At 45.6% G+C, this 24,695-nt stretch carries 24 protein-coding genes; 2 read left to right on the top strand and 22 right to left on the bottom strand.

Translation table 11 applies throughout. From position 1 onward, the window contains the following. The first annotated feature begins 274 nt into the window (after window positions 1-274). Together L0992_04440 and L0992_04435 are read left to right on the top strand one after the other, a co-directional pair. Window positions 275-1,543 (top strand): outer membrane protein transport protein, encoded by a 1,269-nt coding sequence (locus L0992_04440; GenBank protein XGB67943.1) that lies wholly within the window; start codon window positions 275-277, stop codon window positions 1,541-1,543. A gap of 298 nt (window positions 1,544-1,841) precedes the next feature. Then, window positions 1,842-3,170, top strand: a complete 1,329-nt coding sequence (locus L0992_04435; GenBank protein XGB67942.1) for an outer membrane protein transport protein — start codon at window positions 1,842-1,844, stop codon at window positions 3,168-3,170. A 96-nt stretch (window positions 3,171-3,266) separates the two neighbouring features. Here the strand turns inward: L0992_04435 and L0992_04430 are convergent, their stop codons facing one another. The 22 genes from L0992_04430 to flhA all read right to left on the bottom strand — a co-directional run bounded on the left by L0992_04430 (window position 3,267) and on the right by flhA (window position 24,461). Beyond that, window positions 3,267-4,052, bottom strand: coding sequence for a VacJ family lipoprotein (locus L0992_04430; protein ID XGB67941.1), 786 nt, complete (start codon window positions 4,050-4,052; stop codon window positions 3,267-3,269). A 124-nt stretch (window positions 4,053-4,176) separates the two neighbouring features. After that, the gene (gene ccmI, locus L0992_04425; protein XGB67940.1) at window positions 4,177-5,397 is read right to left on the bottom strand and encodes a c-type cytochrome biogenesis protein CcmI; all 1,221 of its coding nucleotides are present in this window, start codon (window positions 5,395-5,397) and stop codon (window positions 4,177-4,179) included. Continuing rightward, window positions 5,397-5,888: a cytochrome c-type biogenesis protein CcmH gene (locus L0992_04420; GenBank protein ID XGB67939.1), complete on the bottom strand. Its 492-nt coding sequence runs from the start codon at window positions 5,886-5,888 to the stop codon at window positions 5,397-5,399. The genes ccmI and L0992_04420 overlap by 1 nt, the downstream gene beginning before the upstream one ends. Then, entirely contained in the window at window positions 5,885-6,436 is a 552-nt protein-coding gene (locus L0992_04415) for a DsbE family thiol:disulfide interchange protein (GenBank protein ID XGB67938.1), read from the bottom strand. Before L0992_04415 ends, L0992_04420 begins: the two co-directional genes overlap by 4 nt. A gap of 5 nt (window positions 6,437-6,441) precedes the next feature. Then, window positions 6,442-8,412 carry a heme lyase CcmF/NrfE family subunit gene (locus L0992_04410; protein XGB67937.1) on the bottom strand — a complete coding sequence of 657 codons (1,971 nt, stop codon included), beginning with the start codon at window positions 8,410-8,412 and terminating at the stop codon, window positions 6,442-6,444. Next, window positions 8,409-8,891 carry a cytochrome c maturation protein CcmE gene (ccmE, locus tag L0992_04405; GenBank protein ID XGB67936.1) on the bottom strand — a complete coding sequence of 161 codons (483 nt, stop codon included), beginning with the start codon at window positions 8,889-8,891 and terminating at the stop codon, window positions 8,409-8,411. Before ccmE ends, L0992_04410 begins: the two co-directional genes overlap by 4 nt. Beyond that, on the bottom strand, window positions 8,888-9,094 hold the full coding sequence (gene ccmD, locus L0992_04400) for a heme exporter protein CcmD (GenBank protein ID XGB67935.1): 207 nt from the start codon (window positions 9,092-9,094) through the stop codon (window positions 8,888-8,890). Before ccmD ends, ccmE begins: the two co-directional genes overlap by 4 nt. Window positions 9,095-9,108: 14 nt before the next feature. Further along, window positions 9,109-9,849 carry a heme ABC transporter permease gene (locus L0992_04395; GenBank protein XGB67934.1) on the bottom strand — a complete coding sequence of 247 codons (741 nt, stop codon included), beginning with the start codon at window positions 9,847-9,849 and terminating at the stop codon, window positions 9,109-9,111. Window positions 9,850-9,997: 148 nt separating this feature from the next. After that, window positions 9,998-10,666 (bottom strand): heme exporter protein CcmB, encoded by a 669-nt coding sequence (gene ccmB / locus L0992_04390; GenBank protein ID XGB67933.1) that lies wholly within the window; start codon window positions 10,664-10,666, stop codon window positions 9,998-10,000. A 1-nt stretch (window position 10,667) separates the two neighbouring features. Then, window positions 10,668-11,285 carry a cytochrome c biogenesis heme-transporting ATPase CcmA gene (gene ccmA, locus L0992_04385; protein XGB67932.1) on the bottom strand — a complete coding sequence of 206 codons (618 nt, stop codon included), beginning with the start codon at window positions 11,283-11,285 and terminating at the stop codon, window positions 10,668-10,670. 278 nt (window positions 11,286-11,563) lie between these two features. Beyond that, entirely contained in the window at window positions 11,564-12,076 is a 513-nt protein-coding gene (locus L0992_04380; GenBank protein XGB67931.1) for a DUF2802 domain-containing protein, read from the bottom strand. Further along, on the bottom strand, window positions 12,076-12,570 hold the full coding sequence (locus L0992_04375) for a chemotaxis protein CheW (protein ID XGB67930.1): 495 nt from the start codon (window positions 12,568-12,570) through the stop codon (window positions 12,076-12,078). The genes L0992_04380 and L0992_04375 overlap by 1 nt, the downstream gene beginning before the upstream one ends. Window positions 12,571-12,640: 70 nt before the next feature. Beyond that, window positions 12,641-13,819 (bottom strand): chemotaxis protein CheW, encoded by a 1,179-nt coding sequence (locus L0992_04370; GenBank protein XGB67929.1) that lies wholly within the window; start codon window positions 13,817-13,819, stop codon window positions 12,641-12,643. Further along, entirely contained in the window at window positions 13,806-14,588 is a 783-nt protein-coding gene (locus L0992_04365) for a ParA family protein (protein ID XGB67928.1), read from the bottom strand. Before L0992_04365 ends, L0992_04370 begins: the two co-directional genes overlap by 14 nt. A gap of 10 nt (window positions 14,589-14,598) precedes the next feature. Then, a complete protein-coding gene (locus L0992_04360) occupies window positions 14,599-15,729 on the bottom strand; it encodes a chemotaxis response regulator protein-glutamate methylesterase (GenBank protein XGB67927.1) in 1,131 nt (376 codons plus the stop codon). Between the two features lie 13 nt (window positions 15,730-15,742). Further along, window positions 15,743-17,929: a chemotaxis protein CheA gene (locus L0992_04355; GenBank protein XGB67926.1), complete on the bottom strand. Its 2,187-nt coding sequence runs from the start codon at window positions 17,927-17,929 to the stop codon at window positions 15,743-15,745. A 9-nt stretch (window positions 17,930-17,938) separates the two neighbouring features. After that, window positions 17,939-18,670, bottom strand: a complete 732-nt coding sequence (locus L0992_04350) for a protein phosphatase CheZ (GenBank protein XGB67925.1) — start codon at window positions 18,668-18,670, stop codon at window positions 17,939-17,941. 113 nt (window positions 18,671-18,783) lie between these two features. Beyond that, entirely contained in the window at window positions 18,784-19,152 is a 369-nt protein-coding gene (gene cheY, locus L0992_04345; protein XGB67924.1) for a chemotaxis response regulator CheY, read from the bottom strand. 42 nt (window positions 19,153-19,194) lie between these two features. After that, window positions 19,195-19,929 carry an RNA polymerase sigma factor FliA gene (locus tag L0992_04340; GenBank protein XGB67923.1) on the bottom strand — a complete coding sequence of 245 codons (735 nt, stop codon included), beginning with the start codon at window positions 19,927-19,929 and terminating at the stop codon, window positions 19,195-19,197. Next, a complete protein-coding gene (locus L0992_04335) occupies window positions 19,922-20,809 on the bottom strand; it encodes a MinD/ParA family protein (protein XGB67922.1) in 888 nt (295 codons plus the stop codon). Before L0992_04335 ends, L0992_04340 begins: the two co-directional genes overlap by 8 nt. Window positions 20,810-20,822: 13 nt before the next feature. Continuing rightward, window positions 20,823-22,334, bottom strand: a complete 1,512-nt coding sequence (flhF, locus tag L0992_04330; protein XGB67921.1) for a flagellar biosynthesis protein FlhF — start codon at window positions 22,332-22,334, stop codon at window positions 20,823-20,825. Between the two features lie 27 nt (window positions 22,335-22,361). Then, window positions 22,362-24,461, bottom strand: coding sequence for a flagellar biosynthesis protein FlhA (flhA, locus tag L0992_04325; protein XGB67920.1), 2,100 nt, complete (start codon window positions 24,459-24,461; stop codon window positions 22,362-22,364). Between the last annotated feature and the right edge of the window lie 234 nt (window positions 24,462-24,695).

Raw genomic sequence — 24,695 nt, 5'->3', positions numbered from 1 at the left:
AAAGGCCCAGCAATTATACTCTTGATATTGCTGGGCTTTATTTATAAATAAACATCAAAACCATTCACAACATCAATAACTCTAGAGTTAAAACTCTAAAAAGCAGCATTTCCCACCATTTTCGTGCCAGATAGGCGTCATTTCCATAATTTTCCACTCAAATTTCTCAATGGTCGGATTTGTATATCGTATACTTCCGAATAGGATCAGCCACCATTGAGCAATTGCTCAAATTAATCGCCCTGTAGAGGCGGATATATAAAGGAATAAATGAATGACTACCAACAACACGCGTCTGTTTAAAAAGTCTCTTTTAGCAGTAACAATTACACTGGCGTCTTCGCAAGCGATGGCAGCAGGTTTCCAACTTAACGCACAATCAGCAACCGGCATCGGCCGCGCTTTCGCTGGTGATGCAGTAATCGCAGATAACGCGTCAGTAATGGCACGTAACCCTGCAGCAATGGCACTGTTTGACAAAACTGAGCTATCTCTTGGTTTTGAAAGCATCACTTCTATGATTGAAGTTAAAGATGCAGAATATAACATCAACGGAAGTCCAATTCCGGTTGCCGACACTGATGATGTTGGTGATACATCTATCGCGCCAAATATCCACCTTATTGTTCCAGTTAACGATAAATTCGCTTGGGGTGTTAATGCGTACTCAAACTTCGGTACTAAGACAGAGTTCGATGATAGTTATACTGCAGCAGAATACGGCGGACTAACCGATGTTCAGAGCATTAACTTTGGCCTTGCAGGTTCATACCGACTAAATAAACAATGGAGCTTTGGTGCAGGTTTAGACCTTATTTACGGTCAAGGTACTATGAAAAGAGAAACTAGTGCAGCTCTAGGTGTAGCTAGTGGCGGTTTAGTTCCTGCCGGAACAACATTAGTTGATGTTGATGAGGCTGATGGTTGGGCTGTGGGCTTCAATGTTGGTACTGTATATGAGCTAGATGAAAACAACCGCTTCGGCTTAGCTTACCGTTACAGTCCAGAGATCACAGCTAAAGATGACAAAGGCCAAGAAATCACCTTACCTTTACCTGATATCGCTGAATTCTCTGGTTACCACAAAATAGAAGATACTAAATTCGCAGTTCACTACTCTGTACAATGGATTGGTTGGGGTGCATTCGATCAAATCGACTTTGAAAACTTACAAGGTTCACCTCTTGGCTCGTCGTATGCGAAACAATACCAATGGCAAGATGGTTGGCACTACTCTATTGGTGGTACATACTACCTAAACTCTGATTGGACTCTTCGTGCAGGTTACATGTACGACACAAGTGCACAGGATGAACTAACTTCTATCTCTGTTCCTGATTCAGATCGTCAGTGGTTCTCTGCAGGTTTCACATACCATATTGATACAGTTTCAAACGTTGATTTCGGTTTCACTTATCTAATGGGTGATGATGTAAATGTATCAGAAACGACTCCGGTTGCTCCTGGACTATCGACTGGCGTTAACGCGACCACACACGCTGATGCAATCCTAATGGGTCTACAATACAGCCGTAGCTTCTAATAAAAGCTAGGTTATAAATACCCAAAGGGTCGCTTTTATGCGACCCTTTTTTATTACCTAAGCCACTGACTAACATTAATTTAAGCTTACAGCTGTAGCCTGCGCAGGCCACAAATGACTACAAGTGTACGCTCAAATTTCGCAACACAGCCGAAACATTCAGACTATTTACCTAATAATTAGTCACAATTACTCATTAAATCCCTAAAACACTGTTTTATTCGAATTTCGTTTTTAAAGTAATGACTCTAAAAGTAGAATCACGCCACTAAATACTTATGATTCAGCGAACATAATAATGAAAATGAATAAGACTCTTCTATCTGCTGCAGTGGCAGTTGGACTACTTTCGACTTCTACCGTTACTCACGCGGCAGGTTTTCAGCTAGCAGAATACTCGGCAACAGGTCTTGGCCGTGCATACGCAGGTGAAGCAGCAATGGCTGACGGTGCTGACGCACAATGGCGTAACCCAGCAATGCTGACTTACCTAGAAGGTACTCAGGTTTCTGTTGGTGGTATCTATGTTAACCCTAATATTGATGTTAAAGGTGAAGTAAACCACGCTCACCCTGCAATCGGTACAAGCCAAGCATCTTCAAACGATTTCGCAGATGACGCAATTATCCCGAACCTTTACATTTCTCACCGTTACAACGAGAAGTTTGCTATCGGTTTTGCATTTGGCACGAACTACGGCATGGAAACCAATCTAGGTGATGACTTCAATGCATCTCACTTCGGTAACGAAGCAAGCGTAATAACTAAAGAAGCTAACCTAAACTTTGCTTATCAAGTTGTTGAACAAGTAAGTGTTGGTGGCGGTATTCGTTATGTTATGGGAGAAGGTAGCTTTGGCGCGACTGCTCCTGCAAAGAATGCTGTTGGAGTACATCCAAGTACTGGCGCACCAATCTCTGTCCCTGCTGGAACAACACTGAAATACATGGAAGGTGATGACACTGCGTGGGGCTGGCAAGTAGGTACTGCATGGCAGATCAATGAGAACAACCGTATCGGTTTTGCCTACAAATCCGAGGTTGAACTCAAATTAGAAGGCCATGCAGAAGGTATGGGGTTTGGCATGATGACACCAGGTCAACGTGACAACGGTCATATGATGCTAGCGCTTCCTGCTACAGCAGAGCTTGCTAGTTTCCATCAACTGACAGAAGCATTGGCAGTCCATGCTAGCTTCAACTGGACTGATTGGAGTTCTTTCGAAAAACTACAAGCAGAATTAAACACATACGGCAGCCAAACAGTTAAAGTTGAAAATTGGGAAGATAACTACCGTCTTGCTTTAGGTGCAACTTACCAAGTTGACCCAAAACTGGCTCTACGTACTGGTGTGGCTTACGATACTTCAGCTGTTAGTGACAAAAACCGTACTATTACAATCCCAGAAACTGACCGTACTTGGTTAAGCATTGGTGCGGGTTACCAATGGTCTGAACAACTTTCATTAGACGCGGGCTTTACTTACATCATAGCTAAAGATGCTCCAATCACTGAGTCACGCGGTTATGCATCTGACGATGCTGCAGAAGCAGTTGGTGGTCAATTTGTTGGTACAACAACAGGTAATGTTTGGCTAGTTGGTGTCCAAGCTAACTACCGCTTCTAATCTGTTTGACTTAATCTAAAGTCATAAGCATTAAAAAGGCTCGATGTTGTTTCCAACATCGAGCCTTTCTTTTACCCGTTATTCAAGGTCTTCAAATTAGTAATCTTCTAAATAGCCATCAATGAAGTCTTCTTCATCAAGATCAACCTCTTTAGGTTCAATCTCCGCTTTAAAGTCACGACGTTGAATATAAACATCACGCGTTAAAGCGTATGGATCCGGAGAATCATCTAACAAGGCTTCTTGCGACACTAACTGAGCTCGAGTTTCCATTCCCTCAAATGCCCACTTGCCTAGGCTAGCCCAGAAGTTCAAGAAGGACAAAGGTACATACAAACCGTCAACGGTTTCAGTTACTTCACGTGTTGTTAATGGGCCATAACCCGGCACCATGAAGTACGGTCCGTTCCCTACTCCATAATGACCAATCGCATCAGAGAATGACTTGTCATCGTATTTGGTGATCCCAGCTTCACTGGCAATATCAATTAAGCCTAACAGACCAAAAGTCGAGTTAATCCAAAAGCGGTTAAAGTGGTCGAGTGCTTTCTCGCCATTACCCATAATGAGGTTGTTCACCATGCTTGATGGCTCGTCTAAGTTGGCTAGAAAATTGGAGATACCAGAACGAACCGGTACAGGGGTGTAGTCAACATAAGCGAGAGAAACAGGGCGAACCAAGTAAGGGTCTAGATATTCGTAGTTGATATCCCACATCGCTCGGTTGAAGCCTTCAAAAGGATCATTCGGGTGGGATTCTTCGACGTATTCAGAGGTTTCGAGATTATCATCGTTAACGCTCTCATCTGGTGCGCTAGAGCAGCCCACAGTCAAGCTTGCGATAAAGAGTAAACTCGAGAGTCTTAAAACACTGATAGACATATCACCTTTTCCATAAGGAATTCAAATAATAAAAAAGGCCAGCAATCGCTGGCCTCAATTGTTTGGCTAAGTCTATACCGTTTATCAACAAATCGGAATAGCTAACACCTATGCAAAGTGATGATTAATATTGCTTATTAATATCAATGGTCACTGGAGCACCTAGTTCAACCACTTCACTTTCACCGTACCAATCACCGTCGCGAGTTGACACGTTACCGTCTGTATCAAGCCTAGCTCTAACCATCAGAGTTTCAAGGCTAGACAGCTTTTGGCCTTCCATCATGCTGTTGCCATCATCAAGCACAACGGTACGAGGAAAAGTACCCAATGGGTAGCGAGCAGCTGCAACAGGCATTGGTGAGCCATCAGCTCTGTGTACTGAAACAACCAACACTGAGTTTGGATCCGCGTTCACATCACCAGATAACTCAAGTGTTACAGCAACAGTCTTGCCTTGGTCAACGCCCATTGCATTGCCCATTTTTTGCTGAGCACTTTCAATACTACGTGAAAGCATTTCGTAGCGACTGTCTTGAGGACCAATCATCTGTTGCATGATGCTCCAGTACTTCACAGCACCTGGGTAATCTTGACGCTCAAATGCATCGAACGCTAGCAATGAGAACACACGAAGGTCAACGTAATCGTTTTGAATCAAACGGCTCAGAAGTAGACGAGCTTGGTTTTGGTCAGCTTCATCAGGAGAAAGCATTAGTGCTTGTGCAAAACCTAACTGAACATCTTCATTCTTAGGCTCAAGCTTGTACGCTCGTTCCATAGAATCTTTTGCTGTTTCAGCGTCGCGGTTAGCCAAAGCAATACGACCAAGCAGCAACCAACCTGTAGAATCTTCCGGTTGATAATGCAAGCGAGTACGCAGTGCTAGCGTCAAATCTTCTAGTTCATCATCCGTTAGCGCGCCACCTTCTGATGACATTAGCTTTTTAGACAATTCAGGAAGGTTCGAGCTCACTTCTTGCCAGTGTTGAACTTTGTCCAATGCACCGAACTTAAAGTACATACCATAAGTTACAACAACGACAAGAATGATCGACGGTACAACCACACCAACGGTTGAGATGTGAGTCTTCTTCACCTCTTCTTGCGCAGGAACATCATCAAGCAGAGATTGTTTCAAATCAGCGATCAGTTCTTGTTGGTTATCAACAAGACCTTCCTCTGCTTCTACTTCTAACTCGACAAGACGGTCTTTATAGAATGCTTTGTTCAACTCGTCGCGAAGCATTTCATCATTGTTTGCCTTCTTATTAATGAAAGGCAGAACAATTAAGAAAATTGCCGCTAGCGAAAGGATAATGGTAGAAATCCAAAATAGAGTCATTACTTCTTATCTCCGTCGTTCTCTTCATCGAGTAACGCTTTTAAGCGAGCTTCTTTGTCTGCATCCCAGTCTTTATCTGACTCTACTGCTGCTTTTGATTTTGACTTTCTGCTGCGTAAGATGATCAAACCAAATCCAAACACAACCACAGCAAATGGACCAATCCAAAGGATTGAAGTTGCTAGTGTCAGCGGTGGATTGTAAGTAACAAAGTTACCGTAGCGAGCGATCATGTAATCAATGATGTCTTGCTTCGACTTACCGTCCTTTGTCATCTCGTACACTTTTTGGCGTAGATCGACCGCCAGTTCAGCGTTCGAATCACCAATGGTGTTGTTCTGACATTTAGGACAACGAAGCGTATTGCTCAACTCTTTGAACTGCTGCTCTTGGTCAACATTATCAAATTCATGAAACTCGATAGGTGCAGCAGAAACTGTCGCTGAAATCGCAAACGTAGCAAACAGAGTAATCAGTGCCTTCTTGATCATTTCGCTTCCTCCAACAAGTCTTGATACATCGGTTCAAGCGTCGATGCCCAGTTGGTTGGATTCACATCACCCACATGGCGGTAACGAACGACGCCGTTAGCATCAATTAGAAAAGTCTCAGGAGCGCCATACACACCAAGGTCTAGGCCTAGCATACCGTTGCCATCAAAAAGACTGATTAGATACGGGTTGCCTAACTCGTTTAACCAACCAACCGCTTTGTTGCGATCATCTTTGTAGTTAAGACCAATAATCTTAACGCCTTGATCAGCGAGCTTGTTCAAGTAAGAGTGCTCTGCATAACAAGTCGGGCACCAAGTCGCCCACACGTTAAGAAGCAGCGGCTCACCTTTAAAGATCGCTTGGTCATGTAGCTTACCTGGTTGCTCTAGATCTTCTAGGTCAAACTCAGGGACAGGCTTACCAATCAATACGGATTCAAGCTTAGTCGGGTCATCGCCCGACTGATTGCGCATTAATTGCGTTGCAAAGATCCCAGCTAGAACCATGAACGCAATCAAAGGAATGAATAAAATCTTCTTGTTCATTCTAATTAAGCCTCCTGCTCTTGAGCCAACTTTTTGGTTGGCTTACGGAAACGGTAACGACGGTCACTGATAGCGATAGCACCACCAATCGACATGATCAAAGAACCAGCCCAGATCCAACGTACAAACGGTTTGTAGTAGATACGAACAGCCCAAGACTTGTTGTCGTCCAAACGTTCACCCATTGCTATGTATAGGTCGCGAGTTACGCCACGGTCAATCGCCGCTTCGGTCATCATAGACTTAGCAGTAGTGTAGAAACGTTTTTCCGCGTGAAGCGTGTTGATGTACTTACCTTCTTTAGTAATTTCAAAGTCAGCAATGTAACCATCGTAGTTTGGACCATCTTTGTCACGAACACCTGTGAACAGGAAGCTGTACTCTTCAAGCTGGTAGCTTTCGCCAGGTGCCAGACGAACATCACGTTCGATGCTGTAGTTTTGCACCATCGCGATACCAATCACTGTCACCGCTAAACCGATGTGACCACACACCATCGCCCAGTGGCTACGAGGTAGCTTAGTTAGACCTTTCATAAACGTATGACGGTGAGTCGCACGTTCATGCAGCTCGAAGCCGTGCATGAAGATGATCCAGAATGCCATTACCCAGCCAGCAAACGCAGTACCACTGAAGCGGTCAGCCAATAGAGCAACCATTAGCGCACTCAAGCCAAGTGAGAATGCACCTGAAATCAGCATTGGTTTAACAAGCTTAGACAGGTTGTCGCGTTTCCAGCGGATCAGAGGACCGATACCAAGCAGGAACGAGAACGGAATCATTAACCAGAAGAACAACATGTCAAAGAATGGAGCACCGATAGATACCGAGCCCAAGCCTAACTGTTTGTGAACTAGAGGTAATAGCGTACCTACTAACACAACCACTAGGGCTGCGATCAACAAGATGTTGTTACCAAGCAGCGCGTTTTCACGAGAAACCAGATCGAAGTTACCACGAACACGAACCGAGGCGCCTTTCACAGCAAACAACAGCAGTGAACCACCGATAACGAAGACTAGGAAACCTAGGATAAACATACCGCGAGCAGGATCCGACGCAAACGCGTGAACCGATACCAAGATGCCCGAACGAACTAAGAATGTACCTAACAAGCTTAGCGAGAATGCAGAGATAGCCAGCAGTACTGTCCAAGCTTTAAATGTGCCACGCTTTTCGGTTACCGCAAGTGAGTGCATTAATGCAGTACCTGCCAACCAAGGCATGAATGAAGCGTTTTCTACTGGATCCCAGAACCACCAGCCACCCCAGCCAAGTTCGTAGTAAGCCCACCAAGAACCTAGTGCAATACCCACAGTTAGGAATAACCAAGCAGCGATTGTCCAAGGACGAGACCAACGAGCCCATGCCGTATCTAAACGACCGCTCATTAAAGAAGCAATCGCAAAAGAGAACGCTACAGAGAAACCTACATAACCCATGTAAAGCATCGGCGGGTGAATGATCAAGCCCGGGTCTTGCAATAGAGGGTTCAAGTCACGGCCATCAACAGGGAAGAAAGGCAGTGTACGTAGGAACGGGTTAGACGTTACGATAATGAACAGCAAGAAGCCGACCGTAATCAAACCCATGATAGCCAATACACGAGCCACAGACTCTTGAGGCATGCCACGGCTAAACGTCGCAACAGCAACCGTCCAACCCGCTTGGATTAGAACCCAAAGCAGCAATGAACCTTCGTGAGCGCCCCAAACCGCAGTAATTCGGTAATACCAAGGCAGTTGGCTGTTCGAGTTACTTGCTACGTATTGAATCGTAAAATCATTTGTGTAAAACGCGTAACACAAGATAAAGAACGAAATCGCTAAGAATCCGAACATACCCCACGACAACGGTCGTGCGCTGTTCATCAATAATGTGTTATTTCGAGCGGCTCCATACAATGGGAGCACGCTGAGCAGCAATGCTAATCCCAAGGATAGGATCATCGCAAAATGGCCGATCTCGGCTATCATTGAGCATTTCCTTCTTTTTGTTCAGTTGTGTATTGCAAAGGCTCATGGGTTTTCTTCATTGCTTCCGCAACTTCAGAAGGCATGTACTCTTCATCGTGCTTTGCCAACACCTCAAACGCTTCGATTGTCGTTGCATTTTTAAGGACACCTTGAGCAACAATACCTTGGCCTTCACGGAAAAGATCAGGAAGGATACCATCGTATAGAATTGTTACTTTAGGGCCTACATCCGCCAAATCGAAGCTTACACGTAGTGATTCATTGTCACGGCTTACAGAGCCAACTACGACCATGCCACCAATACGTAGGCGTTGACCAACTTCAGGCTTTTTACCGTCTTTGCCGTTAACCAGCTCAGTTGGCGTGTAGAACAGATCCATGTTCTGGTTAAGTGCATAAACCATCAATCCAACAGTCGCACTGATACCAAAAAAGATCGCTAAGACAATGCCCAGCCTCTTTTTGCGTCTTGGGTTCATAGAGTGTTCTCCATATTTTTTGCTGCATCGATACGAGCTTGACGATCAATCTTAGCTTGTACTTCATTTAGTAATTGCTTACCACGACGAACGCTTACCACCAGTAAGATGATCATCGCGAGGAATGTGATTCCAAATGCACTCCATACATATGAGGCGTAGCCCCCCATGGCAAAGAAATCACTCAAAGATTCAAAATACATAATTACCTACCCTACTACGCTTTTTCGGCCGCAAGCTTGCGGACCCATGGACGATGACTCTCTTTACTGATGATTTCGTTACGGAAACGAACCATAGTCACAGCACCAAAGAAAAAGGCGAAGCCGAAGATGTTAAGAAGAAGCGGCCATAGCATGTCACTTGAAATAGAAGGCTTGTCGAATTTAGTGATCGTCGCGCCTTGGTGAAGTGTGTTCCACCACTCTACTGAAAAGTGAATGATAGGTAGGTTGATAACACCAACGATTGCCAAAATGCCTGCTGCTTTAGCGGCTGTTTTTTGGTCGTCAAACGCGTGGTGAAGTGCAATCACACCCAAGTATAAGAATAGAAGAATAAGCTCTGAGGTTAAACGTGCATCCCAAACCCACCAAGCACCCCACATCGGTTTACCCCAAACCGCACCTGTTAGCAGTGCAATGAAGGTAAATACAGCACCAATCGGCGCCATAGCCAATGCGGCCATATCTGATAGTCTTACCTGCCATACCAAACCGATAAAGGCAGCAATCGCCATCGACATGTAAACGCCCATAGACCAGATTGCAGACGGAACATGGATGTAGATGATTCGGAAACTATCACCTTGTTGGTAATCTGAAGGCGCAAATGCAAGCCCCCACACGGTACCGACGGATAGACACAATAGCGCTAGGATCGAAAACCATGGCAGAAGTTTACCAGCAAGCTGATATGAGGTTTCTGCTTTGGCATAGGGATGGAGCCATTTCCACATGTTGTAATCTCACTCTTACTTCATATTGCTTACAGCTATTAAAGCTATAATTATAATAATTTATTTTGTCTTGCTTTCAGTTTTGCTGACTCTATGAGTCCAATCGACACATTTGGTTCACATTAGCTATACGATAACGGAACCCTTATCAGTTCACACTCACTCTAAGTGCGGCACTGATCGCAAAAGGTGTCAGAGTCATCGCACCCATTAACATCGCCCCAAGCACTGCCAACTGGCCGTTATACGCAACGCCCAATGCCGCAGCGTCAATCGCTGACGTCGCGAAAATCAAAATGGGGATGTAAAGCGGCAGAATTAACAGGCTTAACAGGACTCCGCCCTTCTGTAACCCAACGGTCAATGCAACACCAATCGCACCAATAAAGCTCAATGCGGGTGTACCTACCAGCAAGGTCAACACAACTGAGAGCCATGTATCAAAATCTAAAGACAACAAAACAGCCAACAATGGGCTGATTAGAATCAATGGTAACCCTGTCAACAACCAGTGTGCTATGACCTTGGACAATACTACCAACTGCAACGGGATGGGCATGAGCATCATCTGTTCGAGCGCGCCATCTTGAAAATCATCGCGGAAAAGGCGTTCCAAAGAGAGCAATGCAGAAAGTAAAGCAGCCACCCAAACAATACCCGCAGCAATGCGCGCAAGTAGGTTTGGCTCAGGGCCGATACTTAAAGGGAAAAGCGTAATAACAATGATGAAAAACCACAGAGGGTTAAAGATATCCGCTTGGCGTCGGAATGCGATAAGCAGCTCACGTCGAATAATCGTGGTCATAGAAGAGATCATATTACTCACCCAACTTTATTTTTCTTAGTTTCGGGCTATCAGCAAACATATCTTGGTGCGTGGTTAATAACACGATGCCGCCGTTGTCTGCATGCTGAGAAAAAAGAGATTCGAGAACTTTCACGCCCTGCTTATCAATCGCAGTCAGCGGCTCATCGAGAATCCACAACATTTGTTTGCTCAACCAAAGACGAGCCAATGCCACTCGGCGCTGTTGACCAGCAGAAAGCTGCCCGGCAGGGACATCTTCTCTACCTGCAAGACCGACTTGAGCCAGAGCATGATAAAGGTCTTCTTTGCTCGAACCTCCACTGTGAATCGACTGATAGAAACTTAGGTTCTCATAGGCACTAAGCTCGCGCTTTACGCCCGTTTGGTGACCAAGAAAAAGCAAATTCTGATGATAAACATCTCGACCCGATTCGATGGACTCACCATCCCAAGAGATAGTGCCGTCATCGCGATCGCCTAAACCAGTAATAATCCTAAGGAGTGTCGTTTTCCCGGTACCGTTACGACCTTCAACCTGAACCAGCTCACCTGGTTTCAATTGAAAAGACAACGATTCAAACAGAACCCTGTCGTCACGAATAGCAGTTAAATTTGAGACTTCTAGCATAGGAAAATTTAGTCGAGTAATGAGAGGGCTATAGTAGCACACCAACATGGTGACAAAACAGGACTAGGCGTTTTCGATAGAACAAACTCCGTAAGAAACTGTTACCACCGCATCACAATTTACACATTTTAATCAACAAACAAGATATTGTCGTAGATACAAGCACTTATAAACATCGTTCTATATACAACAGACAGGCATAAAAAAAGAAGCCGAAGCTTCTTTTAAGAGGAATGCGTGATAAACATCAAGTGCTCGATACACAATTAGCGCTCAATTTATCGACGTCGAGGTGGGTCTCTGCGATCACGCGAAGACGCAGGTTGTTCATCAAATGATGAAGGATTACTTCTTAGCGAAGGAATTTTCTCTTTGCCAGCAAGCTTATTCTGCAGAGACATCATTAGCTCAGCTTCCGCTTTTGGCAATTCGCATTCTTCGATCAGTTCGTTAATCCCAGCTCCAAGCTGAACCATTTTCGTTGCACGCGTGTACAAACGTCCATCGGTATCCGCATGTTCCAACTCAACAATACGTTCGTTCAAGTGCTTGATCAGATCTTGCTGCTCAGTCACTTTCTGACCAAGACCAACCACAACAGAGCGAACTTCAAGTAATTGCTTACTCGATTTCTGAAGCTCTTTGTCCAAGTTACGAACTTGAAGGCGTGACTGATCAAGCTGCTTTTGAATCGCACGTTTTACTTTGCTAATCAAAATCAAGATGAATAACGAAAAAACCCCGACTCCAGCAATCAGAGCAACTGGGGTTAAAGGAAGCGCTTCAAACATTACAGGTGAGCCATCTCATCCCATTCGTCTTCGCTTAGTAGTTTGTTTAGATCTACTAAGATAAGCAGCTTGCCATCACGGTTGCTAACACCTTGGATGAACTTCGCGCTTTCATCAGTACCAACACTTGGTGTTGTATCGATTTCAGAAGAACGTAGGTAAACCACTTCAGCAACGCTATCTACTAGGATACCAATGACTTGACGCTCAGATTCAATAACGATGATACGAGTGTTGTCTGTAATTTCACCTTGCATCAAGCCAAAGCGAGAACGAGTGTCGATAACAGTAACAACATTACCACGCAGGTTAATAATACCTAGCACGTAGTCTGGAGCACCCGGTACCGGAGCAATTTCGCTGTAACGCAGTACTTCACGCACTTGCATTACATTGATGCCGTAAGTTTCTTCTTCTAGCTGGAATGTTACCCATTGAAGTACTTCGTCATTAGTTTGATCTTTTCTTACTTCAACTTCACTCATTTGAGACATAGATAATCCTCTTGCCGTCGTTACCGACCACTATTATTAACTTGATGCTTTTGTTGTACCAATCGTAGTACTAGCTCAATGCTTTTACATCTAGCCCTGCGTTTAGCATGGCGATTAATGCTTCGACATGGATCAAAGCACACATTTTTTCTTTTACCATACCAGCGAGCCAAGGGCGTTTTCCCGCCGTTTCTCGCCAGCGTACTTTATCTGTATTCAGCAACTCGGTGCCTTTGAGCTCAGTGCCCGCCAGGCCCCACAAGCTTTCTCCAAGCATCACTATATATTGATAGTTTTCTTTGTATTCGTCACCTGATAGTTTCTCAGACATCACCCATTTTGCGGTATCGACCACATCTAGCTGACTATCACGATTGGTTTGCAACCCCAAATACCAAGTCGGTTTACCAATAATGTGATTGACCTCTTCTAGGCGATGGATACCACCGAGTTCATCAAGCGGCACCGCAAAGGTCACACCATTCACATCAAAATACAGTACTTGAAAATCTTCTGTTCGAGTTTGGCTTTCCCAAGAAGTAAATTGGTCAGTGCCTCCAGCTTGAGTTTCAAGCTCAACAACTGGCTCGATAGAAGGAGCTTCAAGCTCAGGTTCTATCACTTCAGCTTGTTCAGTTTTTACTAACTCAGATTGAGCGGCGAACTCAACTTCAATTTGTTGCTCTTCAATTGACGGTGATTCAGCCAAAGGCTCCACAGCAATTGATAAATCGGTTTCTGGAAGATTCCAATCTTGAATTTCTGGTTCTTCAAACACTTGAACAGATTCGACCGCAGCATCAAACATTTGCATGTCTGTTTGCTGAGCGATTTTCTGAGTGTTCTGATCCATCAACTCATCAAGATTCAGTTCATCAACCACATTGGTTGCTTCTAATCGACTGAGTAGCTTTTGAACATCCTCAAGATTAGGCACTTCAAACTCAGCTGCGCGAATTTCCGCGTAGCTTGAATGATGACCAGCTAATTGACGCTCTGGCTCTGGCTCTGGCTCTGGCTCTGGCTCTGGCTCTGGCTCTGGCTCTGGCTCTGGCTCTGGCTCTGGCTCTGGCTCTGGCTCTGGCTCTGGCTCTGGCTCTTCAGATTGTGATTCGTCGTTAGACTCGTCAACAAAAAAATCATCCGATTCAAAGCTTTCATCACCTAACAGCGCGGTAAAATAGTCATCCAGTGCTTGTTCACTCGATAGACTTGGTCGCGCTATTGTTGATTCTTTATTCGCGCTCATTTATCGCCAACCTTTCGAGATAAATAAGCAGTTGTTTGTAAGCAAATACACCACGACTACCCGATGCAAAATGAGAGGCTGGCAAGCGCTTTAGGCTTGCGTCTCTAAACTTGGTATCAATCGGCACAGCAGACGTCCAAACTTGGTTCGGATAATCCTCTTTGAGCTGCGTTAATGTTTGTAGTGAAGCCTTGGTTCGCTTGTCGTACATCGTCGGGACAATCGTCACCTTAAACGGTGTTTTACGAGACTTCTGCATAATGGTTAGAGTGCGAATCATGCGCTCTAGGCCCTTCATTGCGAGAAACTCAGTCTGTACCGGAATCAAAATTCGGTCGCTGGCCGCCAACGCATTCACCATCATCACACCAAGAATTGGCGGACAGTCGATCAGTACGTAGTCGTAATCATCTTTCAACGCCGCTAAAGCACGCTTCAAGATTAACCCCATGCCGCTTCGATTTCCCATCACACGGTCAAGTGTTGCCAATGACATGTGTGCAGGAATGATATCGATACCTTCAACGTCGGTTTGCAACGTCAGTGGTCTTACCGTTTGCGCAGAAAACTCACGAAGCTGAAACAGATCGAACAAGCTCGACTCCACCGTATCTGAGTCGTAACCCAGATAGGTGGTCAGTGATGCATGTGGGTCAGTATCAACCAGCAGAACACGATGCCCTTTTAAGGCAAGTAAGCCTGCCAAGGTCACTGTCGTGGTTGTTTTACCAACACCACCTTTTTGGTTTGCAACACTCCAAACAATCATCTCGATTTACCTAAGCTAACCCAACTTCAACCAAGATCCTTTCCGCGATGCGGTCTAGAGGTAGGTCTTCAGTAGAAATGCCAGCTTTTGCTACAGCTTGAGGCATACCATATACAACACAGCTATCTTCGTCTTGTGCCCAAATTGTCGAACCCGCAGTCTTCAACATACGCGAACCTTCTCGACCATCTGCGCCCATACCGGTCAGGATCATAGACAAGACTTTGTCGCCGTAGATCTTCGCAGCTGAGCCGAAAGTCACATCCACACATGGTTTGTAGTTCATGCGGTCGCCGCCATCGATAATTCTTAAGCGAGCAGAACCAGGGCGGCCATCAACCATCATCTGTTTGCCACCCGGCGCAAGATAAGCCACACCAGGTTTCAACACGTCACCATCTTGAGCTTCACGCACTTCAATCTTACACAAGGTATTCAATCGGCTAGCAAAAGCAGCAGTGAAGGTTGCAGGCATATGCTGAACTAACACAATCGGATGTGGGTAGTTGGCAGGGATGCGGGTCAAAATCTTCTGTAGTGCAACCGGGCCACCAGTCGACGTACCAATTGCCGTTAGCTGATACTTCTTACCCGAAGCTCTAAACTTGGCTGCTGATGCAACTGCTGGCTTCGCAGATGAAGTAGCAGCCGAAGTCGCTGCTGACATCGGTTGGCGTAATGGCGCTGATGTTGACGTCGTTGCAGTAGCTCGCGGTGCAATAGGTGTGCGACGCATGAATGCACGCTTAGCAGCAATCTGAATCACACGCTGTTGAAGCAATGCGACTGCGTCATCACGGTTACGAGCGATGTCTTCAAACTTCTTAGGTAAGAAATCCAGAGCACCGGCGTCTAACGCATCTAACGTTGCTTTCGCGCCGTCATGCGTTAACGATGAAAACATCAAAATAGGCGTTGGAGACGCAGCCATAATTTCACGAACGGCAGTGATACCGTCCATGACGGGCATTTCGATGTCCATCGTAATCACGTCAGGTCTTAGCTTCTTTGCTTTCTCGACCGCTTCTTTGCCGTTTACTGCTACATCGATGACTTCTAGGCGAGCCTCTGAGTTGATGATCTCGCTAACGCGACGACGAAAAAAGCTCGAATCATCAACGACTAATACTTTAATCGCCATATTTATCCTTAAATTAAATTCTTGACGCAGCTGCGTACTGCTTCAACAAGTCCGGCACATCTAGAATCAATGCAATGTGTCCATCACTTGTGATTGTCGCGCCTGCCATTCCTGGCGTGCCTTGCAGTAGTTTATCAAGTGGCTTGATGACTACTTCTTCTTGACCGATAAGCGTATCAACAACAAAACCAACACGTTGGCTGCCCAGTTGTACGATAACAACATGGCCGTGTCCTTTGCGAAGTTCAACGATACCCGCTTTAGGCGCAAGCCAGTTTTGCAAGTAGAACAACGGAATAGACTTATCACGAACGATGATAGTCAGTTGGCCATCAACCACGTTAGTACGGCTTAAATCTAGGTGGAAGATCTCGTTTACAGATGCCAATGGCAATGCAAATGGGTGACCCGCGACACCGACCATCAAGGTAGGTAGAATCGCTAGCGTCAGTGGAACCTTGATCGTGATCTTGGTGCCCTGTCCCATCTCTGAATCGATATCAATTGAGCCATTCAGTGTGTTGATCGCTGTTTTCACAACGTCCATACCTACACCACGACCAGAGATATCTGAGATCTGCTCTTTGCTTGAGAAACCAGGAGCAAAGATTAGGTTGAAACACTCTTTGTTTGATAAGCGAGACGCAGCATCTTCGTCCATCAGACCACGTTTAACCGCGATACCGCGAAGCTTATCAGGGTCCATACCGCCACCGTCATCAACGATAGCCAGTTCAATGTGGTCGCCTTCTTGAGAGGCAGACAGAATTACTTTACCCGTTCTCGACTTACCTGCGGCAACACGATCTTCCGGCATTTCAATACCGTGGTCGACAGAGTTTCTCACTAAGTGAATCAGGGGATCAGCAAGTGCTTCAACTAAGTTTTTATCCAGGTCCGTCTCTTCACCGCGCATCTCAAGAACAATGTCTTTCTTCAAGCTACGAGCAAGGTCACGGACAACTCGTGGGAAACGACCAAATACTTTCTTGATCGGCTGCATACGAGTCTTCATTACCGCACCTTGTAGGTCTGCAGTAACAACATCTAAGTTAGACACAGCTTTAGACATTTCTTCGTCGTTGCTATTTAAGCCAAGGCTGACAAGTCGGTTACGAACCAATACCAATTCACCCACCATGTTCATGATGGTATCGAGTGTTGATGTATCGACACGAACAGTTGCTTCGGCTTGTTGCTTTTTAGCTGGTGCTTTCACTTCAGCTTTTGCTGGAGCGCTCGGCTTCGGTTCTGCTTTAACCGCAACCGGGGCAGCAGGCTTAGGCGCAGCTTGTGGTGCAACTGGCGCAGGCTTCACTTCTGCAGGCTTAGTCGCTGCATCAAGTTCTTCAATTGAAGGCCCGTTACCTGAACCATGCAGTTGGTCTAGTAACTTCTCGAACTCTTCGTCCGTCATCAGATCATCGCCTTCAGACATCGCCGAAACAGGTGCTGCAGGAGGAGCTGGCGGTGGTGGAGGCGTTGAACTTGCCGCTGTCGGGCTCTTACCCGCACCGTGCAATTCATCTAATAACTTTTCAAATTCGTCATCAGTAATATCACCGCTGTCTGCGACTGGCTGAGGTGCAACTGGAGCCGGCGGCGGTGTTGGTGTTGGTGCAGAAGCCGATGTTGGTGAACCACCTTTACCATGAAGTTCATCAAGTAGGCGTTCAAACTCGTCTTCAGAGATGTCATCAACAGAAGACGCGCTGATGCTTGCGCTTTCAACAACAGGCTCAGGCGCTGCAACAATAGGTTCAGGGATAACAGGTGCTGGTGCTTCTACTGGTGTAACTTCATCAGCAGACTCTGGTTTGCAGAGACGATGAAGCTCATCCAATAGAGATTGGTCAGCTGGTACTAAAGGTTCCTGATCTTGCACGGCTCGAAACTGTACATTAACTGTATCTAGCGCCTGCAGCATAGTATCCATCAAGCCTGATGTTACGCTGCGTTGGCCGTTTCTTAGAATGTCGAACACATTCTCAGCACCATGACAAGTATCCACCAGCTCAGTCAATGCTAGGAAACCAGCACCACCTTTTACTGTATGGAAACCACGGAAAATAGCATTTAATAGGTCTTTGTCGTCAGGGTTGTTCTCAAGTTCTACCAGTTGCTCTGATAGGAGTTCAAGGATCTCTCCTGCTTCGACTAAAAAGTCCTGAAGAATATCTTCGTCTAAATCGTAGCTCATACGTTACCTTTAAAATCCAAGACTGGATAACAAATCGTCGACTTCATCTTGAGATGCAACAGCGTCTTCTCGCGCTTCTGGGTTCATGATTGGACCCTCAGGAGCAATAGATGCTTTCTTCTCTTTTTCTGGCGTTGGTTCGATTTGATTCGCTCCGAATACGGTGAGAATCTCTACCAAACGTCCTTCAACCTCATTTACCAAGGTAATAACTTTGCTAATTATCTGCCCAGTTAAATCTTGGAAATCCTGAGCCATCAAGATTTCAGTCAGTTGTCCACGTAGTTCAGTACTATCGCCTTCTACTTGGACAAGTAATCCATCAATGCGGTGACATAAAGCTTTAAATTGTGCCAGCTCAATGCGGCCATGCATCAGTTCATTCCATTGAGGCCTTACTTGAAGTAAACACTCGTGTAGGTTGTCTGCAATTGGCATACAGCGATCGACAGCGTCCATCGTTTTGTTCGCCGCAACTTCCGTTTTATCAATGACATACTGAAGGCGATCCCTAGCGTCAGGGATTTCATCATTTGCGATAACGCTAATGCGCTCGTCAAAGTTGAATTGTATCAATGAGTCATGGAGGTCGCGAGTCAGACTACCTATTTCTTGAAGCATTGGATTGTCTTGAAGACTAAAAGTATCTTCATAAATGCTTCTAACAAGAGAATCAGCACCTTGCTGCTCATCGTTCTCAAGCAGCTCTACTAATTTTTTTGCTTGTTCTAATGAAATCATCCTGAGTTCGGCCTTACTCCGCATATTTTGTGACGCTTCAGCTATAGAGATAAACGGGAAACTGAAAAGTTAATGTCCCTCTAGAAGCGCCTAAAACAGGTTATTATGAGTGCTTATAAGCGCTCAAAAATCTTATCTAGTTTCTCTTTCAGAGTTGCGGCAGTGAAAGGCTTCACAATGTAACCATTAACACCCGCTTGCGCTGCTTCGATGATCTGCTCACGCTTCGCTTCAGCTGTGATCATAAGCACTGGAAGGTGCTTAAGTTCTGCGTCTGCGCGAATGTGTTTAAGCAGGTCAATACCTTGCATGCCCGGCATGTTCCAGTCAGTTACCACGAAATCAAATTCGCCTTTTTTCAGCATAGGTAACGCGGTCAAGCCATCATCTGCTTCTTGAGTGTTGTTGAAACCTAAGTCGCGAAGTAGGTTTTTAACAATTCGGCGCATCGTTGAAAAATCATCAACAATGAGAATTTTCATGTTTTTGTTCAAATTAGCCTCCACTGAATAAAATCAGTGTTGTTAGTCGTTCTGTGTCCAAGCACTTAACTTAGTGCGTAAACGCTGCATAGATTGGCTCAGTATTTGGCTGACACGAGATTCGCTGACACCTAGTACTTCCCCAATCTCTTTTAAATTGAGTTCTTCGTCGTAGTAAAGCGAAAGCACAAGGCCTTCCCTTTCCGGAAGCTGTTTTATCGAATCGATCAAAGCTTGGCGGAATGACTCATCAGCAACCCCTTGAAAAGGCGCGTTATCTTGAGAGTCTTCGTTCGGAGATATTACATCATCTGAAACGCCTAAATCTTCGATCCCAACCAGTCTTGAGCAATTAATGTCAGTTAAAGCGCAGTGGTACTGCTCTAAACTGAGTCCCATGTGCTTTGCCACTTCGGCATCGCTTGGGTCGCGGTTGAGTGTGCCCTCTAATTCCGCGATTGCACTACTGATTTCTCGATTGTTTTTGTGAACCGATCTCGGCACCCAATCCCCTCGGCGAATGTCATCTAACATTGCTCCGCGAATTCGAATACCAGCGTACGTCTCAAAGCTTGCGCCTTTGGTACCATCATAGTTTTGTTGCGCTTCAATCAAGCCGATCATGCCAGCTTGAATCAAGTCATCAACCAATACATTAGGCGGTAATCGCCCCAACAAGTGATGAGCGATACGTTTAACCAACACAGAGTACTTCTCAAAAAAAGCCTGTTGGCTATTGTGATTAGCGTGTTGGTCGTAAGTAAGCGCTTTATTCACCAAATGGTTCCTCTACAAATTCAGTACGATTCAGCAGCCTTTCAACAAAGAACTCCAAGTGTCCGCTTGGTGTTTTTGGTATTGGCCAGGTCAATGCTTTGTTAGCCAAAGAGCTGATTGCCAATGCAGCTGGAGAGCGAGGGAACGCATCGACTACGATCTTCTGTCTCTTGACTGATTGACGTACTTTATCATCTAAAGGAATACATGCTACGAGTTCGAGGCTCACATTCAAGAAGCGCTCTGTGACCAAAGTCAACTTTGCAAATAATTCTCGGCCTTCGCGGTAGCTTCTGACCATATTTGCAACAACTTTGAATCGCTGAACCTGATGTTCTCTGCTCAAAAGCTTAATCAGCGCATATGCATCAGTGATTGAAGTTGGTTCATCACAAACCACAACCACGACATCTTGCGCTGCTCTTGAGAAGCTAATCACCATGTCCGAGATACCCGCTGCGGTATCAACTAACAAGATGTCCATCTCGTCTTCAAGCGAACCAAATGCTCGAATCAAACCCGCGTGTTGTGCGTGTGATAGCTCAGTCATGCTCTGCGTACCCGAAGTCGCTGGAATAATTTTAATTCCGTGCGGACCTTCGACAATCGCATCCTTAAGTTCACATTCACCTGCCAATACATGTCCAAGGTTTCGTTTAGAACGAATTCCCAGCATGATGTCGACGTTCGCAAGGCCTAAATCGGCATCCAGTACCATGACTTTTTTACCTTGGCGAGCCATACAAATAGCCATACCTAAGGTCACGTTAGATTTACCAACGCCGCCTTTACCACCCGTTACAGCAATAACTTTTGTGAGTGAAGGCTTGGTTAAGCGACGGAGGCCGCTAGCTTGATCATGTATCATATTTTCGTTCATATTTATCCGCCGCCTAGAGCCCTTCAGAATCGCTGTTCCAGTAATGAGGTTCATTCTCTGTAGATTTTTCTAATAACTCATTTGCCTTAGCAATCATGTACTTTGGCTGAGCAATAACGATATCTTCAGGAACTCGTTGACCATTTGCTATGTAAGCAACTGGTAATGCATTTTGTATTACGACACTGATGAATTCACCTAGACTTAGGGATTCATCCAGCTTAGTCATGATGCACCCCGACAACGGGATTCTTCTAAAGTGTTCAATTGTTTCTTGTAGCACTTTGCGCTGCGCGGTTGCTGGCAACACAAGGTAACTATTAATAACGGAACCACTCTCTTGCATCAGTGTGTCTAACTGCTCAGATAGGCGAACATCTCGTTGTCCCATGCCTGCAGTATCGACCAGAATTAGGCGACGATTACGTAACTGATATATTACATCGGCCAATTCACTAGAATCTTTAGCAACTCTTACAGGACAACCCATAATTCGACCATAAATCGATAACTGCTCATGTGCACCTATGCGATATGTGTCCGTTGTCACTAGTGCCACATTGTCGGCGCCATACTCCATGGCTGCGCGAGCAGCGAGCTTTGCAACAGTCGTTGTTTTACCTACGCCGGTAGGGCCAAGCAGAGCCACAATACCGCCGCGTTTTAAAATATCTTTTTGTGTCACAGAGATTTGGTCAGCAACAAGCGCTAACAACGCCTTCCAAGCTCGGGCTGGTTTGGTATCTTCCGGAATGTAGCAAGCCATTTGATCCGCAAGCTCAGCCGACACACCCATACGTTCGAGGCGTTTGATAAGCATGGCTCTGAGGGGTTCACGACGCTCAACTTCTTGCCACATTAATCCAGACACTTGATGTTCCAAAAGACGGCGAATCGAGGTCATCTCTTCGCGCATCGTTTCCATTTCAGTATCTGAACCTTTGGACTGAGTATTCTCACGACCACGATCATAGCGAGTAGGATCCAGACGAGGAGCTGGACGCTCGACTCGACGGTCTTCTGCAATCAGTTTGGACAAGCCCGTTTCACGCGCAAATGCAGAATCGAGGTTACCGCTCGATTGCTGATTATTTTGCGACAAGTGACTGTTGCCTGATTGGCGATTCAGTAGGGCTGACAACGAATCTTCGTTTTCAGCACGATGTTGTGGCTCGTCGTCTGCACCATGACTGTACTGCTTAAGCATATTGGCAAAGCGTTTAGTCATTGAGCGTCCACCTTCAGCATTCGACTGTAGGCTAACCTTGTCATCGTCTAGCTGACGACGCCCTGATGGTGCTGCAGGAGCGGCCATCTGTGTGTATTGGCTTGGTGCAGGTTGCTGAGGTTTATTGAGTCTCTGAGGCGCTGTCGATGGGCTGGATTCACCATCAATAGCGGCAACAATTTCCACGCCACCTGCGACCTTTTTGTTAGACATGATCACCGCTTCTGAACCAAGTTCTTCTTTAACTTGGAGCAGCGCAGTTCGCATATCTTTTGCAAAAAATCGTTTAATTTTCAATTCGATCGTCCGTTCTAATTAGGCGGCTTAATTACCAACAGCTTGTACTATGCGTATCTGCTTTTCGTCCGGTATCTCTTGGTAAGATAATACTCTCAAGCTTGGGATCGTGTTTTTCACGAACTTCGCCAGAGTGGAACGCAATACACCAGAGGTCAGTAACACCGCTGGTTCACCTTTCAGCTCTTGCTCTTGTGTGGCATGGCTGAGGGAGGTCTGTAAACGTTCGGCTAAACCAGGTTCAATACCAGCAGATTCTCCGCCGGATGCCTGCATGGTTTGATGCAAGATTTGTTCCAGCTCAGGAATCAAGGTTATAACAGGCAACTCTGGTTCTATACCATTGATTTCCTGAACAATTAGTCGTTTCAATGAGATACGAACAGCGGCCGTTAGTATGTCAGGTTCTTGACTCTTACCTGAGTACTCCGACAAAGTTTGGACTATTGTTCGAATATCACGAATTGGAATGGCTTCATTAAGTAGGTTCTGCAGAACTTTCACCACCACACCCAGTGGCAATTGATCCGGTACAAAGCCTTCCACCAATTTAGGTGTTGAACGGCTCAGCATCTCAAGCAGGTTCTGAACTTCTTCGTGACCAATCAACTGCGATGCGTTGTTGGTGAGCAATTGGCTTAAATGTGTTGCTAACACGGTCGATGAATCTACAACTGTGTAGCCGAGGGCTTGTGCGTGTTCACGCTGCTCTTCACGAATCCATACCGCTTCTAACCCAAATGCTGGGTCGATTGTCGGCTCACCATCGATCATTCCGTATACTTGGCCCGGGTTAATCGCCAGTTCCATATCAGGCTTAATCTCAGCCTCACCCACCGCAACACCCATCAAGGTGATTCGATAGCTGTTTGGTGTCAGCTCTAGGTTATCGCGGATATGGACAGCAGGAATCAAGAAACCAAAGTCTTGAGACAGCTTCTTACGCACACCTTTAACGCGTTCTAGTAGCTCGCCGCCTTGGTCTCTGTCTACCAATGGAATCAAACGGTAACCCACTTCTAGGCCAATGATATCAACGGGTTGAACATCATCCCAAGAAAGCTCTTTCTGCGAACCTGTTTCTCCACTGGCTTCAACTGCCGCCGGAAGGTTTGGTTCCAGAGCCTTCTTCTTCTGTTTCTTATCGATGTAATACGCACCTGCGCCCGCAACAATAGCTAAGCTTAAGAAAGAGAAGTGCGGCATGCCCGGAACAATACCCATGATGCCAAGGATTGCGGCAGTGATCATCAGGGCTTTTGGGTTGTCGAACATTTGGAAGACAAGCTGTTGCCCCATGTCTTCATCGGTATTTTGACGCGTTACCATCATCGCGGCAGCGATAGAAAGTAATAGCGATGGAATTTGTGCAACCAGACCATCACCGATAGTCAGTAGCGTATAGATTTCGATTGCTTCGCCAAAACCAAGGTCAAACTGAGCCATACCAATGCTCAAGCCACCAATGATGTTGATGAATAAGATAAGGATACCGGCGATCGCATCGCCTTTTACAAACTTAGAAGCACCGTCCATTGAACCGTAGAAATCAGCTTCTTTGGTTACTTCAAAACGTCGCAGACGTGCCTGATCTTGGTCGATCAAACCCGCGTTCAAATCGGCATCGATTGCCATTTGCTTACCCGGTAAGGCATCCAAGGTGAAACGTGCACTTACTTCCGAAATACGGCCTGCACCTTTGGTAACAACCATGAAGTTAATGATCATCAAGATCAAGAACACCACTAAACCAACCGCGTAGTTACCACCGATAACCACGTTACCGAAGGCTTCAATTACGTTACCAGCCGCATCGCCACCTTCGTGACCATGCAGTAACACCACACGTGTCGAAGCAACGTTCAAGGCTAATCGAAGTAGTGTCGCAATCAGAAGGACTGTCGGGAAAGCGGCGAAATCCAAAGGTCTGCGGGTATATACCGAGACCAGTAGCACAACCATAGACAATGCAATATTGAAGGTGAAGAACATATCCAGCAAGAACGCAGGAATGGGCAACACCACCATAGCAAGCGTTGCAAGTACCATAACAGGCGCGCCAATCGCAGGCATGGCACGGTTAGGGATTTTCGGTAGCTTGTCCGCAAAAGGCAGGGAGAATTTCATAAATCTAGACTGGTTCGCTATGTTGTAGCTATCTCACCAAGCGTATTGAAGCTCAGGTCTAAGCTATGTTGCTATGTTTAATAATACACAGGTTGATAATACACGGGATTATCATGAACCAGTTATTATGTTCGGAATTGATATAGCAAACACTGTACCAACATCTTACGTCAAATTATCGCCATCACCTCTTAGAAAAGAGCAATAACTATGTCCCTATTATCAGTGTTCATC

The organism is Vibrio pomeroyi (assembly GCA_041879425.1).
GTDB lineage: Bacteria > Pseudomonadota > Gammaproteobacteria > Enterobacterales > Vibrionaceae > Vibrio > Vibrio pomeroyi_A.
The sequence above is the reverse complement of the archived record's forward strand: the minus strand, read 5'-3'. Positions and strand labels throughout refer to the sequence as shown.

What these genes read in the sequence shown, in the direction of transcription:
- L0992_04410 (XGB67937.1), bottom strand. Translation starts at nt 8,412, where the DNA reads ATGATAGCCGAGATCGGCCATTTTGCGATGATCCTATCCTTGGGATTA.
- L0992_04370 (XGB67929.1), bottom strand. Translation starts at nt 13,819, where the DNA reads ATGAGCGCGAATAAAGAATCAACAATAGCGCGACCAAGTCTATCGAGT.
- ccmB (XGB67933.1), bottom strand. Translation starts at nt 10,666, where the DNA reads ATGATCTCTTCTATGACCACGATTATTCGACGTGAGCTGCTTATCGCA.
- L0992_04365 (XGB67928.1), bottom strand. Translation starts at nt 14,588, where the DNA reads ATGATTGTTTGGAGTGTTGCAAACCAAAAAGGTGGTGTTGGTAAAACA.
- L0992_04380 (XGB67931.1), bottom strand. Translation starts at nt 12,076, where the DNA reads ATGTTTGAAGCGCTTCCTTTAACCCCAGTTGCTCTGATTGCTGGAGTC.
- L0992_04395 (XGB67934.1), bottom strand. Translation starts at nt 9,849, where the DNA reads ATGTGGAAATGGCTCCATCCCTATGCCAAAGCAGAAACCTCATATCAG.
- L0992_04375 (XGB67930.1), bottom strand. Translation starts at nt 12,570, where the DNA reads ATGTCTCAAATGAGTGAAGTTGAAGTAAGAAAAGATCAAACTAATGAC.
- L0992_04335 (XGB67922.1), bottom strand. Translation starts at nt 20,809, where the DNA reads ATGAACGAAAATATGATACATGATCAAGCTAGCGGCCTCCGTCGCTTA.
- L0992_04435 (XGB67942.1), top strand. Translation starts at nt 1,842, where the DNA reads ATGAAAATGAATAAGACTCTTCTATCTGCTGCAGTGGCAGTTGGACTA.
- cheY (XGB67924.1), bottom strand. Translation starts at nt 19,152, where the DNA reads ATGAAAATTCTCATTGTTGATGATTTTTCAACGATGCGCCGAATTGTT.
- L0992_04415 (XGB67938.1), bottom strand. Translation starts at nt 6,436, where the DNA reads ATGAACAAGAAGATTTTATTCATTCCTTTGATTGCGTTCATGGTTCTA.
- ccmI (XGB67940.1), bottom strand. Translation starts at nt 5,397, where the DNA reads ATGACTCTATTTTGGATTTCTACCATTATCCTTTCGCTAGCGGCAATT.
- L0992_04420 (XGB67939.1), bottom strand. Translation starts at nt 5,888, where the DNA reads ATGATCAAGAAGGCACTGATTACTCTGTTTGCTACGTTTGCGATTTCA.
- ccmE (XGB67936.1), bottom strand. Translation starts at nt 8,891, where the DNA reads ATGAACCCAAGACGCAAAAAGAGGCTGGGCATTGTCTTAGCGATCTTT.
- ccmD (XGB67935.1), bottom strand. Translation starts at nt 9,094, where the DNA reads ATGTATTTTGAATCTTTGAGTGATTTCTTTGCCATGGGGGGCTACGCC.
- L0992_04360 (XGB67927.1), bottom strand. Translation starts at nt 15,729, where the DNA reads ATGGCGATTAAAGTATTAGTCGTTGATGATTCGAGCTTTTTTCGTCGT.
- flhA (XGB67920.1), bottom strand. Translation starts at nt 24,461, where the DNA reads ATGAAATTCTCCCTGCCTTTTGCGGACAAGCTACCGAAAATCCCTAAC.
- L0992_04350 (XGB67925.1), bottom strand. Translation starts at nt 18,670, where the DNA reads ATGATTTCATTAGAACAAGCAAAAAAATTAGTAGAGCTGCTTGAGAAC.
- L0992_04430 (XGB67941.1), bottom strand. Translation starts at nt 4,052, where the DNA reads ATGTCTATCAGTGTTTTAAGACTCTCGAGTTTACTCTTTATCGCAAGC.
- L0992_04440 (XGB67943.1), top strand. Translation starts at nt 275, where the DNA reads ATGACTACCAACAACACGCGTCTGTTTAAAAAGTCTCTTTTAGCAGTA.
- ccmA (XGB67932.1), bottom strand. Translation starts at nt 11,285, where the DNA reads ATGCTAGAAGTCTCAAATTTAACTGCTATTCGTGACGACAGGGTTCTG.
- L0992_04355 (XGB67926.1), bottom strand. Translation starts at nt 17,929, where the DNA reads ATGAGCTACGATTTAGACGAAGATATTCTTCAGGACTTTTTAGTCGAA.